The organism is uncultured Bifidobacterium sp., from assembly GCF_949292005.1.
Classification (GTDB): Bacteria; Actinomycetota; Actinomycetes; order Actinomycetales; family Bifidobacteriaceae; genus Bifidobacterium.
Genome location: NZ_CASEXV010000023.1, coordinates 20,914 through 35,964, shown reverse-complemented (window position 1 = coordinate 35,964; position 15,051 = coordinate 20,914). Strand labels below are relative to the sequence as shown.

Annotated in this window: 10 protein-coding genes; 4 read left to right on the top strand and 6 right to left on the bottom strand. The window is 60.4% G+C overall.

Annotated elements, in window-relative coordinates; all coding sequences use genetic code 11:
* Positions 1 to 199: 199 nt before the first annotated feature.
* Positions 200 to 982: a Sir2 family NAD-dependent protein deacetylase gene (locus Q1X90_RS01000; protein ID WP_300765798.1), complete on the top strand. Its 783-nt coding sequence runs from the start codon at positions 200 to 202 to the stop codon at positions 980 to 982.
* A gap of 83 nt (positions 983 to 1,065) precedes the next feature.
* Here the strand turns inward: Q1X90_RS01000 and ilvA are convergent, their stop codons facing one another.
* The 3 genes from ilvA to Q1X90_RS00985 form a co-directional block, all read right to left on the bottom strand.
* Positions 1,066 to 2,331, bottom strand: coding sequence for a threonine ammonia-lyase (gene ilvA / locus Q1X90_RS00995; RefSeq protein ID WP_300765797.1), 1,266 nt, complete (start codon positions 2,329 to 2,331; stop codon positions 1,066 to 1,068).
* Between the two features lie 82 nt (positions 2,332 to 2,413).
* Positions 2,414 to 4,834, bottom strand: a complete 2,421-nt coding sequence (gene otsB / locus Q1X90_RS00990) for a trehalose-phosphatase (RefSeq protein WP_300765796.1) — start codon at positions 4,832 to 4,834, stop codon at positions 2,414 to 2,416.
* A gap of 197 nt (positions 4,835 to 5,031) precedes the next feature.
* Complete coding sequence (locus Q1X90_RS00985; RefSeq protein ID WP_300765795.1) at positions 5,032 to 5,511, bottom strand: nucleoside deaminase; 480 nt, start codon at positions 5,509 to 5,511, stop codon at positions 5,032 to 5,034.
* 139 nt (positions 5,512 to 5,650) lie between these two features.
* Here Q1X90_RS00985 and Q1X90_RS00980 point away from each other — a divergent pair, with 139 nt between their 5' ends.
* Positions 5,651 to 7,726, top strand: coding sequence for a sodium:proton antiporter (locus Q1X90_RS00980; protein WP_300765794.1), 2,076 nt, complete (start codon positions 5,651 to 5,653; stop codon positions 7,724 to 7,726).
* A 43-nt stretch (positions 7,727 to 7,769) separates the two neighbouring features.
* On the opposite strand, the gene Q1X90_RS00975 is transcribed toward Q1X90_RS00980, so the two are convergent.
* A complete protein-coding gene (locus Q1X90_RS00975; protein WP_300765793.1) occupies positions 7,770 to 8,525 on the bottom strand; it encodes an alpha/beta hydrolase-fold protein in 756 nt (251 codons plus the stop codon).
* A gap of 114 nt (positions 8,526 to 8,639) precedes the next feature.
* Between Q1X90_RS00975 and dcd the strand changes: the two genes are divergently transcribed.
* Complete coding sequence (gene dcd, locus Q1X90_RS00970; RefSeq protein WP_300765792.1) at positions 8,640 to 9,221, top strand: dCTP deaminase; 582 nt, start codon at positions 8,640 to 8,642, stop codon at positions 9,219 to 9,221.
* Positions 9,222 to 9,278: 57 nt separating this feature from the next.
* On the opposite strand, the gene Q1X90_RS00965 is transcribed toward dcd, so the two are convergent.
* Complete coding sequence (locus Q1X90_RS00965) at positions 9,279 to 12,239, bottom strand: cation-translocating P-type ATPase (RefSeq protein ID WP_300765791.1); 2,961 nt, start codon at positions 12,237 to 12,239, stop codon at positions 9,279 to 9,281.
* Positions 12,240 to 12,525: 286 nt separating this feature from the next.
* Between Q1X90_RS00965 and rlmB the strand changes: the two genes are divergently transcribed.
* Positions 12,526 to 13,506: a 23S rRNA (guanosine(2251)-2'-O)-methyltransferase RlmB gene (gene rlmB / locus Q1X90_RS00960; RefSeq protein WP_300765790.1), complete on the top strand. Its 981-nt coding sequence runs from the start codon at positions 12,526 to 12,528 to the stop codon at positions 13,504 to 13,506.
* A 108-nt stretch (positions 13,507 to 13,614) separates the two neighbouring features.
* Here the strand turns inward: rlmB and Q1X90_RS00955 are convergent, their stop codons facing one another.
* Complete coding sequence (locus Q1X90_RS00955) at positions 13,615 to 15,015, bottom strand: DUF4032 domain-containing protein (protein ID WP_300765789.1); 1,401 nt, start codon at positions 15,013 to 15,015, stop codon at positions 13,615 to 13,617.
* Positions 15,016 to 15,051 lie beyond the last annotated feature (36 nt).

Below are 15,051 nucleotides of genomic sequence, written 5' to 3'. Positions count from 1 at the left end.
GGACCGGCCGCCGCCATCGGGCAGCAAGGGATTAACTTACACGCGCCACGCGCCCCACGCAAACCCACGCCCCCACGGACCCCGCCCGAACCCCGGAAGCACGCGCCCCGCACGGCGTGTCGCGACACACCCACCACACCCGAGAAACGTGCGAATCCAGCCACCCGCCAGCTACCTGTCTGTGCTATTCCTGATAGTTATGGCGAAAAAAATTGCGGTTCTTACAGGAGCAGGAATCTCCACCTCCGCAGGCATACCCGATTTTCGGGGACCAGACGGCGTATGGACCAAACATCCCGATCAGATGAGCGTCTATGATATCGACAAATTCCTTACGGATGAGGAGGCCCGCCGCTACTCATGGCGTTGGCAGAAGGAGTCCCCTGTGTGGAACGCGCATCCTGGCGACGCGCACTACGCCCTCGCCCGTTTGGAGCAAGCCGGTCTTCTCTCACTATTGGCCACTCAAAACTTTGATGGACTCCACGAGAAAGCCGGCAACTCTCCCGGCGTGATCGTCAATCTACACGGCACGATCGGCACATCGCACTGCATGCGCTGCCACGCCGCATACGATACTGCGGACATCATGAACCGTCTGGATGCGGAGCCCGATCCGCATTGCCATCGGAACCTTCCATACAAAGCAGGTCAGGTATGCAACGGGCTGATCAAAACGGACGTGGTCTATTTCGGCGAGGCTTTGCCTGACGGCGCCATGGAGCGCAGCATGCAGAAGATCGCCAGAGCGGACGAGCTCTGGGTTGTCGGCTCGACACTCGAGGTTTTTCCCGCGGCTTCGCTGGTGCCAATCGCAGCTCAGGCTAACGTGCCGATCACGATCATGAACATGGGAAGAACACAGTACGACCGACTCGCCACACGCATCATTCGTGATGACATAGCCGTCGCGCTGCCGCGCTTGGTGGATGAGACCATCGCGGCCAATGGGGAGGGACGGCCGGACGGCTCCCGGCCCTGATCCGACCCCAGAACCCACAGATGCCCAACGGCTTTATGAACACAAGTCACTGGGCTAAGAGCTAGAAGAACCAGAGTCGCGGCTCAGTACACGCGTTTGGGATCGAGCCCCGCCTCACGCAATGCCTGAAGAACTCGCTCGATATGGTCCGGGCCGTTCGTCTCAACGGTGACGCCCAACGAGACCCCGTTCATGAAATGTCCCGACGCCTTGAACTGGTCATGATCCAGTGCGATGACATTGACCCGCTCTCGCGCGAGCAAAGTGGCCACCTTGACGAGCTGCCCCGGAACATCGGGGAGCTCCACCTCGAAGTTCATGATTCGTCCTCGCGCAATCATGCCCTTCTGGATGACGGCACCGATGGTGACAGTGTCGATGTTGCCACCCGACAGGATGGGGACAACCACGTGGGGGCCCTCGGCCGACGCGAAAACGCGCGACTGCAGATCGAGATGTTCCAAGGCGGCCAGAGAGACGGCGCCGGCTCCCTCGACCACAAGTTTGTGCTTCTCGAGCATGAGAAGAATCATCTCATTGATGTCGCGCTCCGTAACCGTCACAAGATCATCGAGAAATTCGTTGAGCAGCGCAAAGGGCAGGTCTCCTGGACGCTTGACCGCAACACCCTCCGCAGAGGTGAGGACATGGTCGGCGGCAACCACATGTCCAGCCGCGAAAGACTGGCGATAGGCCGGCGACCCCTCAGGTATCGCCCCAATAACCCGGACCTCCGGGCGGAAGGTCTTGATGGCGAGCGCGACACCCGCGCCAAGCCCACCCCCGCCCAAAGGCACAACAACATCGGTAACGTCCGGGACATCCTCAAGAATCTCAAGCCCTAAGGTTCCCTGGCCGCAGATGACCTCGTAGTCGTCGAACGGCGGGACAAAGATCATCCCCTGCTCCGCGCTGAGCCGATCCGCGTACTCCGCCGACTCGTCGAACACATCTCCGTGGAGAACCACATCGGCCCCATACGCCTTGGTGGCGTCCACCTTCAGTGGGGGTGTGATCTGCGGCATGACGATGGTCGCCGACGCGCCACGCTCCCTCGCGGCATAGGCCACACCCTGCGCGTGGTTACCCGCCGACGCCGTGACAATGCCACGGGAGATCTCCTCGTCGGAGAGGGAGGCGATCTTGTTGTAGGCGCCGCGAATCTTGAACGATCCCGTCACCTGAAGGTTCTCCGGCTTAAGACGGACATCGTGCCCGGTAAGGTCCGACAACGGCTTCGACGCGATGATGGGCGTCCGGCGGGCCGTTCCTTTTAGGCGCTCCGCGGCGCGGCGCAATTCCATGGCATGATCTCGTCTAAGCGAGCGAAGGACATCCGTCTGATCCATAGCGATTCATTCTAAGCCGACTGGTCCCCGAGCGCGGCCACGGGGTCCACCAGCTGGCTGCCAATGGAATCAGCACGCTCGGTCACGCGGCCGCAGGCTTCCCGTCAATCCCATCACCGTCCATGATTCGCGACGCCTGGGACTCAGCGGTAAGACAACTGAGAAGCCGGCGCAACGCGGCGGGACCCGTCAGGCGATATCGCGCGTTTGTCTGTCCCTCGCCGATTTTGATGGTCCAAGCGTCATCCGGAGCAACGGCGAACATGGTCTCATCGGTCGTATCATCGCCCACGATGATGACCACGCCATAATCACCCTGCATAATTCGGGGGGAAACGGCGTTGCCTTTGCTCACGGAAACGGGACAGACCTCGACGACTTTGGAATTCTCCATCGTCATCAGGCCCAGACCACCACACCGCTGTCTCAACTCGCTGAGAAGATCGACCTTCACCTTCGCTGCGAGGCGCTGATCGCTCTGGCGATAATGCCACGCCAGCGCATCCGATTTGGTTTCGATGAACGAGCGCGGAACTCGTTCGACTGCCCTGAGCATCGCGGAACGGATGATGGGCATCCACCCGCCAGAATCCGGCAGCTGCGCGGAACGACGCCACTTTCGCGGCAACGAGTCGTCTGCGGGGTCGCTGCTCCACGCTCCATGCTCCGCGATGAGACCGACCGGCAGGCCATGGAACCATTCGTCCATGGTCGAACGGTCACGACCAGACACAATGGCAAGATCCACACCGGGCTCACCTCCCAGACGCCTCAGAAGTCCCAGGAGCCCACGCGTGGGCCGAGCGCGTTCGGGAGAACGGACAAGGGGAGTGAGGGTCCCGTCATAATCACAAAGAACGAGTTTTCTCTCCGCCTTGTCCCACTGCGCGAGCAACTCGTTGCACTGAGACATCCGCAGACGACGATCGGAAAGCCCCACGCTCGTCACCTGCGCAAGCGCGTCGAGAAAATCGGCCGACCATTGCGCCGCTGTGCGGACCCTGATCCGAGACTGCATGGCGATGTTGCGCCGCTTCGACTCCTCGGGGGAAATCTCCAGGGCCGAATGCAGCGCCTCGCACAACGCCTCGGTGTCATAGGGGTTCACGATGAAGGCCTCTGTCAGTTCATTGGCCGCACCGCACATATCCGACAGGACCAGAGCGCCATCCCGTCCGTCATGGCAGGCGAGATACTCCTTGGCAACAAGATTCATGCCGTCACGCAACGGCGTGACCAAGGCCACATCCCCTGCGGCATAGATCCCACAGACCGGCTTTATGGGAAGCGATCGCGTTATGTAGTGAATGGGGGTCCAGGACAGCAGGGAGTAACGTCCATTGATCTGGCCAACAAGCTGGTCCACCTGCTCTTTGAGATGCCTATATGTGTCGACGTTCTCCCGGGATGGCGTCGCCAGAAGGTAATAGGTCACATGCCCAGTCCATTCGGGATACTTCTCAAGAAGACGTCCGAATGCCTTGAGCCGTTCCGGAAGACCTTTGGTGTAATCAAGACGGTCAACGGATACGACGACCTTGTTGGGCTTGTTCTCCGCAACGGCCGAACGCGCGAGCGTGAGTTCGGGAAGCTCCTCATGCGCATAGTGGCTCCACCAGGTCCCCTCCTTGGTGATGGCTTCCGCAACGGCATTGCTTTCGGCCGTGAGGGATGTCGCGTACCGTCGCCCCGGCTTCTTGCCACTGACTTCCTCAATGCCCATCCTCATGGCTTTCGCGAGGTTGGAACGTGACGTACGTTTGTATAGCTCGTAGTCGATGCCGATGGGAAAGGCGTCAACGGTTGCGCTCCGGCCCCCCGGCATCGGGACATGGCCCTCGTCGTCGCACGATATGTCAAGCAGCAGTTGAACGGAGGACACAAAGTTCCTCGCATAGTCCACCGTATGAAAACCGACGAGATCGGCTCCCAGAACACCCTCGAGAATCTCACGGCTCCAAGGCAGTGAACGGTATATCTCCGGACTGGGGAAAGGCACGTGAAGGAACCAACCTATGGGGAGCTTCGGAAACCGATCGCGGAGCATCTGCGGCAGAAGCATAAGGTGATAGTCCTGTATCCAGACCACATCACCGTCGTGGATGAGCGGCTCCAACGCCTTGGCGAACAGTTGATTGACGCGTTGATACGTCTCCCACGTTGATGGATCGAATATGGCCTCATGGGAAAAATCGTGGAACAACGGCCACAAGGTGTCATTGGAAAAGCCCGCGTAATATCCGGACACCTCCTCCGGCGTCAGAAACAGGGGGATGCAACGTCTCTGTGCATACGCGTCCCGAATGGCCTGGACCTGATCCGCGTCATAATCGTCGAGATCGACCCCGCTCCATCCCACCCAGAGGCAATCTCGATGCGCCTTGTGGTAGGGGCCGATGGCCGTCGCCAGCCCGCCGACGTTCTGCCTCAGGGAGAAGCCTTTCGCACCGTCGCCGTCAAGCGAGACGGGAAGTCTGTTGGATACGATAATCAGTCGAGACACCGATACCTCCGTACGTCACAGGAATGGCGCCCGAACGCACCATAGGATGCGAGCGACAAGTCTGGCAGGCCATTCCAGCGCTGCCTTTTCCTCTTCAAATCTATAGCAGATTCGATTTTCGGCAATAGACTCTTGCGTAAAGCCGAATTGAAATCAGTTTTCCCCAGAGAATCAGCGGCACGGCCGATCCGGGCACATCAGCGCCTCCCATCGGCGAAAAACCGGCGGAGGATGGACGCGCATTCCCCCTCGCAGACTCCCCCGATCACTTCCGCACGATGCCCCACATGCGGGTCGCGTGGAATATCCCACACCGAGCCGCACGCCCCCATCCCCTCGTCCCAGGCACCGAAAACCACACGATCGATATGCGCCTGAACCACGGCGCCCGCGCACATGGGGCATGGTTCCAGAGTCACCACAAGAGTGCATCCGGACAGGTTCCAAGGACTCTCGCGCCGAGAAGACCCGGCGGACGATTTGAGGTGAACAACCGCTTGGCGGATGGCATCGACTTCCGCGTGGGCCATTGGATCGCCCTGCTCACGTCGATTACGCCCCCGGCCAATACAGACGCCACTCGAATCAAGAACAACCGCGCCCACGGGCACATCCCCAGCCCGAGCCGCCTGACCCGCGAGCTGCAGCGCTTCCGACATGGCGTCCTCATACCTCATGTCAGACCACTCTATCGTGGCCGCGGCGACGGCGACCACATCTCCTTACCGGATTGTGAGCGATTTCGCCATGAGGCGCGCACGGGACACATCAGACCCGTAAAATGTCAGTCACGCACACCGGCAGGGAGAGAGACCCGTGAACGTTCTGACGCTGATCCTATGCATCGTCGGCTCTGTCGTGCTCTCGTCCTTCATCAGCAGATTCATCCCGCGGGTATCGACTCCGCTGGTGCAGATCGGCATCGGCGCGCTGGCGACGCTTCTTCCGGTCTTTCCCCAGGCGGATCTGGAACCTGAGCTTTTCATGCTGCTGTTCATCGCGCCACTGCTGTACCTCGAAGCGCATCGAATAGACAAAACGGCATTGCTCAACACGCTCGGCCCATCCCTATCCCTTGCGGTCGGACTGGCGCTGGCCACCATGGTCGCGGTCGGACTGTCGGTCAACGCCGTGTGGTCCGCCGTTCCCATGGCGGGAGCCTTCGCGCTTGGCGCGGCGTTGGGACCCACGGATGCGGTCGCAGTGTCGTCATTGGGGCACGAGGCCTCTCTATCATCACGCCAACGAGGAACGCTTGAGGGCGAATCGCTATTCAACGACGCATCGGGGATCATCGGATTCCAGTTCTCCATTCTGGCGGCGGTCACCGGGACTCTCTCCGTCCACCACGCCGCCGAGCAATTCCTCACGTCGTTCGTGGGAGGAACGCTGATCGGCATAGCCGTCGGATTGGCCGCGAACTGGATATTCGAAACCTCTCGGTCCTTGGGCTGGGAAACCACCACGACACGCATACTCATGGAGCTTTTTCTCCCCTTCCTGGTGTATCTCGGAGCGCAGGATCTCGCGCATGTCTCAGGAGTGCTCGCGGTCGTCGCGGCGGGCCTGACGGTGCGGTTCGATCGAACCGGCATCGGACCAAACGTCTCAAGAACGAACATCGTCGCGGACAGCGTGTGGTCCGTGCTGTCGTTCAGTCTTAACGGCGCCGTGTTCATCCTCCTGGGCATGCAGCTGCCCGACGCCATGAGCGCCAGCTGGGACAATCCAGGGGTGAGCAACGCCCTCCTTCTCGGCATCATCGCCCTCACGTCCGTCGTCGTGATCGGCATGCGGTTCCTGTGGGTGGCGGGAATGCTGAGAATGACGAAGGACGCAAAGACCAGACGTCGCAGACGGATGACGCCATCACGCTGGCGGTCCGCAATGGTGATGACCGTGGGCGGCGCCAAAGGAACGATCACCCTCTCACTGATGTTCACCATCCCCTACACAGTGAGCACCGGCGACGCCTTCCCCATGCGTGATGAGCTGATCTTCATCGCATCCGGAGTTATCATCGTCACGCTTGTGCTGGCCAATTTCCTTCTTCCCCTGCTTGCGCCGAACCGCGCCGTGGCCTCCACGGAAATGACCCGGATCACCATTGATGTCCTGCGCAGGACCGTGGAGGAGCTGACGGGACGAGTCTCCCCCGAGAACAGACGGTCCGTCCTGCACGTCATCGACTCGTACACCAAGCGGATCACCCGCCTCAAGCAACGTTTGGGAGCATCGGATCCCCAGGACCTCGAACTGCTTCAGATCGAGGCTCTGCACTGGGAAAAGGATTACGTCAAACAACGTCTTGAAAGAACCAAGGCCTTCGGCATCGCCGACGACTCCATCTCGCCCGACCTGCAGGTCGAAGCCTGCGAGCGCATACTCGACCTTCTCATGAACACGCTGCGCCATACCTCATCAGCCGTTCCCACACGTGGCACAGTCTCACAGATCCGCGGCAGATTCAGAGCCCTTCAACGCCGGCTGACGATTCTGGCGCGTCGCGGAGGCGGGATAATCCTTCGCACGACCCCTTTGATGAGCGAGAACCGAGTCTATGCGGCCATGCGGTCCATACAGATCGACGCCATGGAATACGTGATCGACCGGCTCTACGAGGAGATGGGGCGCAACACCTACAGAACCGAGCATTGCTCGACGCTCATCCTCGACTACCGCCGCGCCGAAGCCTCGCTGCGCAACCGTCCGAATGTCTCGGACAGCGCCGATGCGATCATGCAGACCGAGGAGGCCAAACGCGACAGCTACGCGATCGAGCTGGGCATCATCCAAGACATGTATGAAAGCGGGAGAATCAACCGCACTCAGATGCGACAGCTACGGAGGAATGTCTACGTCATGCAGGTCGATGCCGAGTCCGAATTGTGACCCGGCGCAAGCGGCTGCTCCCAGCCTTTGCCGTCACGTCGCGTCATATCACGCCTGACGAGATGTCATTGAGCATAAGCCACTGTCTGATATCCGCGAACTCCTCAAGGCTCACGGAATGATCAAGACGCGGATATCCGTGCGACGTGAGCCATGTATGCTCGTCCAGCCATGCCGACATGGCCTGGATCTCATACCGCGGAATAACAGTGTCCGCCAGGCCATACCCGAAAAAGACCGGCGTCTCGCGCTCGGGAAGCTCATCGTCCTCAGGGGCGCTCCCATCAACCACGCCGGGCGCGAGAAAACCCGACAGGGATATCGCGGCCCGATAGCGCGCCGCGTTCACCCGTAGAAGGTGAACCGCGAGAAGACCCCCCTGGGAAAATCCCAGTGGAACGACGTCACGGTCCGCGGGAATATTCCCTTTCACCCAGCGGTCTATGGCCACTGCGGCGGCATAAGCGTCACGATCCAGATCCTCGCCTGTGGGAACACAATCATGAAACCATGAGTATGCTCCGATCGGAAGACCGGACGATGACGACCCGCCCTCCTCAAGGACCAAAGGAGCCCGCAGGGACACGTAATCGTTGAAGGGCGCTATATAACGCATGATGTCGGCGATGTCCGCCTCGTTCGACCCCCATCCATGCAGGCAGACGATAAGAGGCCGGCCCGGAGCGGACGACCCATGCCCACGGGACCATAGCTCATGCCGAACCTCGAGCCTCTCGCCAAAAACGCCAGGGACCACGGAGGAGACACGACCGGGAAGGGAATCGGAACGCTGCGACATAGGTCCCACTGTATCGCGCAACATCCTTCCCGCGCCGGAAAGCGGCTAGACTGGCAGAGCGGTCATATGCGACCGCCTCTAGCGGGATGCAGTCAGACCATCAAGGAGAACATAATGCTTCTGTCCGATCGCGATATTCTCGCCGCCCAGGCAGACGGCCACATCACGCTCGACCCTTGGAGCCCCGACATGGTTCAACCCGCGTCCATCGACGTGCGGCTGGACCGGTACTTCCGTCTGTTCAACAACCACGCATACACCTACGTGGATCCCGCGGAGAACCAGGGTGCCCTCACGGAGCAGTTCGAGGTCGCCCCCGACGAGCCATGGATATTGCATCCGGGTGAGTTTGCCCTCGCCTCGACGTGGGAACGCGTCGAACTGGACGCGACGATCGCCGCCAGGCTGGAGGGCAAAAGCTCCTTGGGACGACTGGGAATTCTTACCCATTCGACAGCGGGGTTCATCGACCCGGGATTCCAGGGGCACATCACGCTTGAACTGTCCAATGTCAGCACGCTTCCCGTCAAATTGTGGCCCGGCATGAAAATCGGGCAGATGTGCTTCTTCAGGCTCAGCTCCGCATCCGAGCATCCTTACGGCTCCATGGGAACCGGCTCACACTATCAGGGACAGCGAGGTCCCACACCGTCACGCTCATATGTGAATTTCTACCGGGCGCGCATCGACGATTAGGGATGGATTCGGCACCACCCATGACGGTGATGGCGGTGCCGAATCCTGTCTGAATCGTCAGGCGGCCACCTTCCGATCGCGTGCCCGAAGAACGACCTTGCGCAGTTCCGAGGCGACAAGAACGAACGCGGCCAACGCCACGCATTCGGCCCATGCCAGCGGTCCCAACGGCGTGGTTCCGAAGGCCGTGTTGAGGAACGGAACGTAGATAACGACCAGCTGCAAGGCCACCGACACCGCGATGGCCCCCCACAGCATGTGGTTGGAGAAGAAGCCCGAGAACGCACTGCGCAGATGGGATCGTGATGCGAGCGCGTTAAACATCTGGGCAAACACCAGAATCGTGAAGCCCATCGTTCTCGCCTCCACCATCTGAAACTCGTGGCTGCCTCCCACGGAACGATCGGTGAACAGACCACCGGCGAGGTGCATGTCCATCCCCATGAGAGTGACGGCGGCCATAATGATTCCGATGTAAATCACATCCCCCCACATCTCGCGATTCACCACCCGCTCACCGAGAGTCCGGGGACGACGTCCCATCACGTCCTCCGTGGACGGGTCAACACCCATGGCGAGCGCCGGGGCCGCGTCCGTGAGGAGGTTGATCCACAGCAGCTGTGTCGCCAGCAACGGCACGGTGACCGACTGGGAACCCGGTTGAGTTATGCCCAGGAATCCAGCGAAGACGACGCCACCGAACACCGTGAACACCTCGCCCATGTTGGAGCTGAGCAGATAGCGAAGGAATTTCCTGATGTTGTCAAAAATCCCCCTACCCTCACGCACCGCGGCGACGATTGTGGAGAAATTATCATCAGCCAGGATCATGGAGGCGGACTCCTTGGTGACCTCCGTCCCGGTGATTCCCATTGCCACACCGATATCCGCGGATTTCACCGCCGGCGCGTCATTCACGCCGTCTCCGGTCATGGCGACGATGTTCCCCTGCCGTTGAAGGGAATTGACGATCGTCAACTTGTGCTCCGGAGCGACTCGCGCATACACCGAGACACTGGCCGTGGCCTTATCGAGATCCTCCTCATTGGTGAATGCATCAAGCTGGTCGCCAGTGAGAGCGGCCGCGCCCTTATCGACTATTCCCAGATCGGATGCGATCCGGGACGCGGTCAGAGGATGGTCCCCGGTGATCATCACCGTGCGGATGCCAGCCCTATGAGCCTCGGCGATGCTGTCGCGCACCTCGGTTCGTGGCGGATCGATGATGCCGACCATTCCCGCCCAGATCAACTCGGATTCCACGATGTCGCTTTGCTCGGCCATCTCGGTCACCTGGCCAGCCGCGTTCGTCGTGATTCCCGGTATATCGGCCAAAGTCGGCGTCTGCAGTGGGCGATAGGCCTGTCCCAGCGTTCGATACGCCTGTGAGGACAGTCGTTCCACATCCGCAAGAATCGTCTGCCTGTCACCTTCGGTCAATGGTCTGACGGCTCCCGCCACTCGAATGCGGGTACAGTGCGTGAGCAGCACGTCCGGAGCGCCCTTCGCGAAGACCGTAAGCCGGTCAGCATCGGCGGCGTCCCTGGCCACGACCGACATTCGCTTGCGTTCGGACGTGAACGGAATCTCCGCCACGCGAGTGAATCCGGAATACCTGCGATCGGCCTTGACCTTGCGGCCCGCGACGATCAGCGACACCTCCGTCGGATCACCCACCGTCTCCCACGATCCATCGGCGTCACCCTCACGGAGGTCCCCGTCGTTGGCGAGAATTCCCGCCCCCAAGGTGCAGATGACCTCATCCCTGACGCTTGCAGGAATGTCGTCGGACCCATCCGCGTCGACCATTCGACCACGTGGGGCATACCCGGTTCCGGTAATCTGCACCTCTCCACTGGCCGTGACCACTCGTTCGACCGTCATCTCGTTGCGGGTGAGGGTGCCCGTTTTGTCGGAGCAGATGACGGACGCCGAACCCAGTGTCTCCACGCTGGACAGCTTCTTCACAATCGCCCGGTGCTTGGCCATACGCTGCACACCCAGAGCAAGCACGACGGTGAGGATGGTGGCCAACCCCTCGGGGACCGCCGCCACAGCCAGAGACACCGAAAGAAGTAGCGATTCGATCACGTCGTCAACACTGTGGAAGCCGGACATAACCGCGAGCGCGATGAGAACGACGACGGCGATGATGCAGACCGCGATGCCCAATATCTTCGAGACGTGGGCCATCTCACGCTGTAATGGCGTCGATTCGTCGCCAGTTTGGGACAACATGTCGGCGATTCTTCCGACCTGAGTGCGCATACCCGTCGACGTCACAATCGCACGACCAGTTCCCTGCGTCACCGCGGTGCCATTGAAGACCATATTCGACCGATCTCCCAGCGCCTTCGCCTCAGCAAGCGTCTCGGACCTTTTTGAGACGGGAACGGACTCCCCCGTCAGACTGGCCTCGGCTACACGCAGCGAGGCCGACGAGATGATGCGTCCATCGGCGGATATGGTGTCGCCCTCACCCAGAACAAGGATGTCGCCAGGCACCACCTCGGTGGTGTCGACATGGACCACCTTCCCTTCACGAAGAACGGAGGTCTGTGGCGCCGTCATGCGCGCCAGCGCATCCACCGCCTGTTCGGCACGGGCCTCCTGGACATAGCCCAACACGGCGTTGAGAACGAGGATAAGCACGATCACGATGGCGTCGAAGGGGAGACTCTCGCCAGACGTGGAACGCGCCCGCTCGACGAACCACGCCACCAATGATATGGCTGTGGCGACAAGCAGCAGATACACCAACGGATCTTTGAACTGCAGAAGGAACTTCTTCCAAGCCGGAACCTTGGGCGCTCCCTGCAGCCGATTCCGTCCGAAGCTGTCAAGCCGACGCTCCACCTCGGCCTGATCCAATCCCTGGGAGATGTCGACATGAAGCGCGTGGGACAGTTCCGGAACGCCAATCAGGGACGGATCCCCATCAGGCGCATGGGAAACGGCATCGCCATTGCGACGTGATGATTCAGATGAATATAACGAGTTGTCCTGGGGACCAACCATTGTTTGTTCTCCTTGGTCGGCCGCGAAGTAGTCAGTCCTCGACAGGTCCTGGTGGAAAACCGGACGCCGATGAACTGCGCGGATCTGGACGCCGCCAGCGACTGCCGGCGAATGCGTTAGACCATTTTATCGCGTCGATACTGATTTCACCGGAACAGCCAGCATGTCTCACATCATCCACATCAACCTCTTCGCGACCGATCTCTTTGTCGCGTTGTGCACGTCACCTCGCGGTAAGCGATGCGACACGGTTGGCTCAATCCTTAGGTGCTGGGACAATGTGTCTATGGCATCAAAGAAAGGCCCGACCAAAGGGTCGGGTGGAAAACACCGCAACGCACTCAAGGGACGAGGACCCACACCAAAGGCAGAGGACCGTGTGTACCACAAGGCGCATAAGGCGAAGCAGGCGTCCGAGCGCCGGAACATGGCCGATCCACGCAACGCCGCTCGGCGCCGCGCGGCTCAGTTCACATCCGACGCCGCCGATCTGGTTGTTGGACGCAACGCCGTGCTGGAGGCTCTGAAGGCTGGGGTTCCCTGCACTCAGCTCGTTCTGGCATCCAGAATCGAGCATGATGATCGAACTCGCGAGATCGTCCGCCTGGCGGGACTCCATAGCCTGCATCTGCTTGAGGCGGACCGCCTGGAGATGGACCGGATCGCCAAGGCGCGCAACCATCAGGGCGTCGTGTTGAAAGTGCAGCCGTACCAGTACGCATCATTGGAGGACCTGATTGAGAGATCCTTCGCGAAGACTTCGGCTATGTCGCGCGCCGACTCCGACAAGGCGCGGAAGATGGCGCAACCCCTTTTCATCGCCCTTGACGGCGTCACGGATCCCCATAATCTTGGTGCGGTCATCCGGTCGGCGGCGGCCTTCAACGCCAGCGGCGTCATCCTTCCCGAGCGTCGCTCCGCATCGGTCAACGCCGCGGCATGGAAGGTGTCGGCGGGAGCCGCCGCGCACATGCCCGTGGCCCGTGTGGTCAATCTGACCAAAAGCATCGCGATGATGAAGGAGCGCGGCTTCTTCGCCGTCGGTCTTGACGGCGGCGGAACGGCTAGAGTCGGGGAGACCGGCTTCGAGGGTGACCCTCTCATCGTGGTTCTTGGCTCTGAGGGCGAGGGTCTCAGTCGACTCGCGAGGGAGTCATGCGACGCGATCGCCGGGATTCCCATATCCGGAATGGTCGAATCGCTCAACGCATCCGTAGCCGCGGGAATCAGCCTCTACGCGGTGTCCATGGCACGGCAGGGACTCTGATGACGCTCGACTGACGTGCGACTGATGTGCTAGCCGGGGAGAAGCGGCTCTTCCCCCGGCTAGGCCCTATGCCGTAGTGACAGGTTCGAGGTCCTCGACGCGAACGGATCAATGGGACCAGACGGCGGCATCAGGGTCGTTCTCTATATCGTTTCCTGCCTGATCGTATGTGGCGTCATCATCGATGACGCCGGAATCAGCCTCGGCGTTGATGTCATCCATAACCTCGGAATCAAGCTTGTACTGCGGAAGAACATTCTTGATATAGCTCTGCACTGCCTCGGCCATGGGAACGTCATGTCCCGCCTTCTCCGCAAGGAACCACCTATGGTCGAGGACCTCGTGGAAGAACTGGGCAGGTTCGATCTGAGACCTGTACTCACGGGGAATCATATGTACGGTTGGCTCGAAGACCTCGCGCATCCAATCGGTTGCAACGATCTCGATTTCCTCTCCCTCCCGCCACGTCGAGGCGCGGTACGCATCCAAATCGTTGAGCAGGCGTCTCGCCTGATTCTCCTGAACGTCAAGCCCGGTAAGCCTCAGCAGTTTGCGCGACGCATAGCCGGCGTCGACCACGCGCGGACGGACGAGGATCCTCTTCCCGTCGGGAGCCGTCTTCATCTCCAACTCGTCGACGTCGAATCCCAGATCGTTGAGTCGATTGATGCGCTTCTCGATCTTCCACATCTCATCGGGATTGAAGTCCTCAACGTCGGTTAAGGCGCCCCAGAGGGAGTGGTACCGCTCGACGAGGCGATTCCCGACCGAAACCTCATCCACGTCCTTCGGAAGAAGCTCGCCCGAATTAAGATCCATCAACTCGCCGATGATGTTCGTCCTCGCCAGATCCATGTCGTACTCGCGTTGGCCATCCGTCAACGTGGCGTGAAGATCGCCGGTCTCGGCATCCACAAGAAAAGCGGAGAAAGCATCCGCGTCACGAAGGAAGAGGACGTTCGACAGGGACACGTCACCCCAATAGAATCCTGCGAGATGCAGCCGCACCATAAGAACCGCCAAGGCGTCGATAAGACGCTCCGCGGTGTCAGGCCTCAGGTTCCTGGCGAACAACGCACGGTAGGGAAGCGAGAACTTCAGATGCTGCGTGACCAGTATCGCCTCCAACGGAGCACCCTGAGAGTCATGACGCCCCGTGACCACCGCGACCGGCGTCACCGTGGGGAGCTCCAGTTTCTGCAAACGACGGAGTAGCTCGTACTCGCGCTCGGCCACACTCCGCGTGATCTCCTTCATCGCATACACGTCATCGCCCACGTGCACGAATCGCACGACGTGGCGGGAGATTCCCCTAGGCAGGTTAACGAGAAGATCCTGCGGCCATGTGGACAACGGAAGCGACCAAGGCAGCATGAACATCTGGGGATTTGAGCTTGCGGAGGTTATCTGTAACAGCTGTGCGTCATCGGTCTCGGCGGAGTCGTCGGCTTCCACCGATGTCGCGTTGACGGCGCGGGGATCCATCTGGGATGATTCGGTCAGGTCCATACCGCCTAATGTACCTTTCACATCACGGAAGCCCCG

Excerpts from the sequence above, each read along its gene's own strand:
- Q1X90_RS01000 (WP_300765798.1), top strand. The coding sequence starts at position 200 with ATGGCGAAAAAAATTGCGGTTCTTACAGGAGCAGGAATCTCCACCTCC.
- ilvA (WP_300765797.1), bottom strand. The coding sequence starts at position 2,331 with ATGGATCAGACGGATGTCCTTCGCTCGCTTAGACGAGATCATGCCATG.
- Q1X90_RS00985 (WP_300765795.1), bottom strand. The coding sequence starts at position 5,511 with ATGAGGTATGAGGACGCCATGTCGGAAGCGCTGCAGCTCGCGGGTCAG.
- Q1X90_RS00975 (WP_300765793.1), bottom strand. The coding sequence starts at position 8,525 with ATGTCGCAGCGTTCCGATTCCCTTCCCGGTCGTGTCTCCTCCGTGGTC.
- dcd (WP_300765792.1), top strand. The coding sequence starts at position 8,640 with ATGCTTCTGTCCGATCGCGATATTCTCGCCGCCCAGGCAGACGGCCAC.
- Q1X90_RS00965 (WP_300765791.1), bottom strand. The coding sequence starts at position 12,239 with ATGGTTGGTCCCCAGGACAACTCGTTATATTCATCTGAATCATCACGT.
- rlmB (WP_300765790.1), top strand. The coding sequence starts at position 12,526 with ATGGCATCAAAGAAAGGCCCGACCAAAGGGTCGGGTGGAAAACACCGC.
- Q1X90_RS00955 (WP_300765789.1), bottom strand. The coding sequence starts at position 15,015 with ATGGACCTGACCGAATCATCCCAGATGGATCCCCGCGCCGTCAACGCG.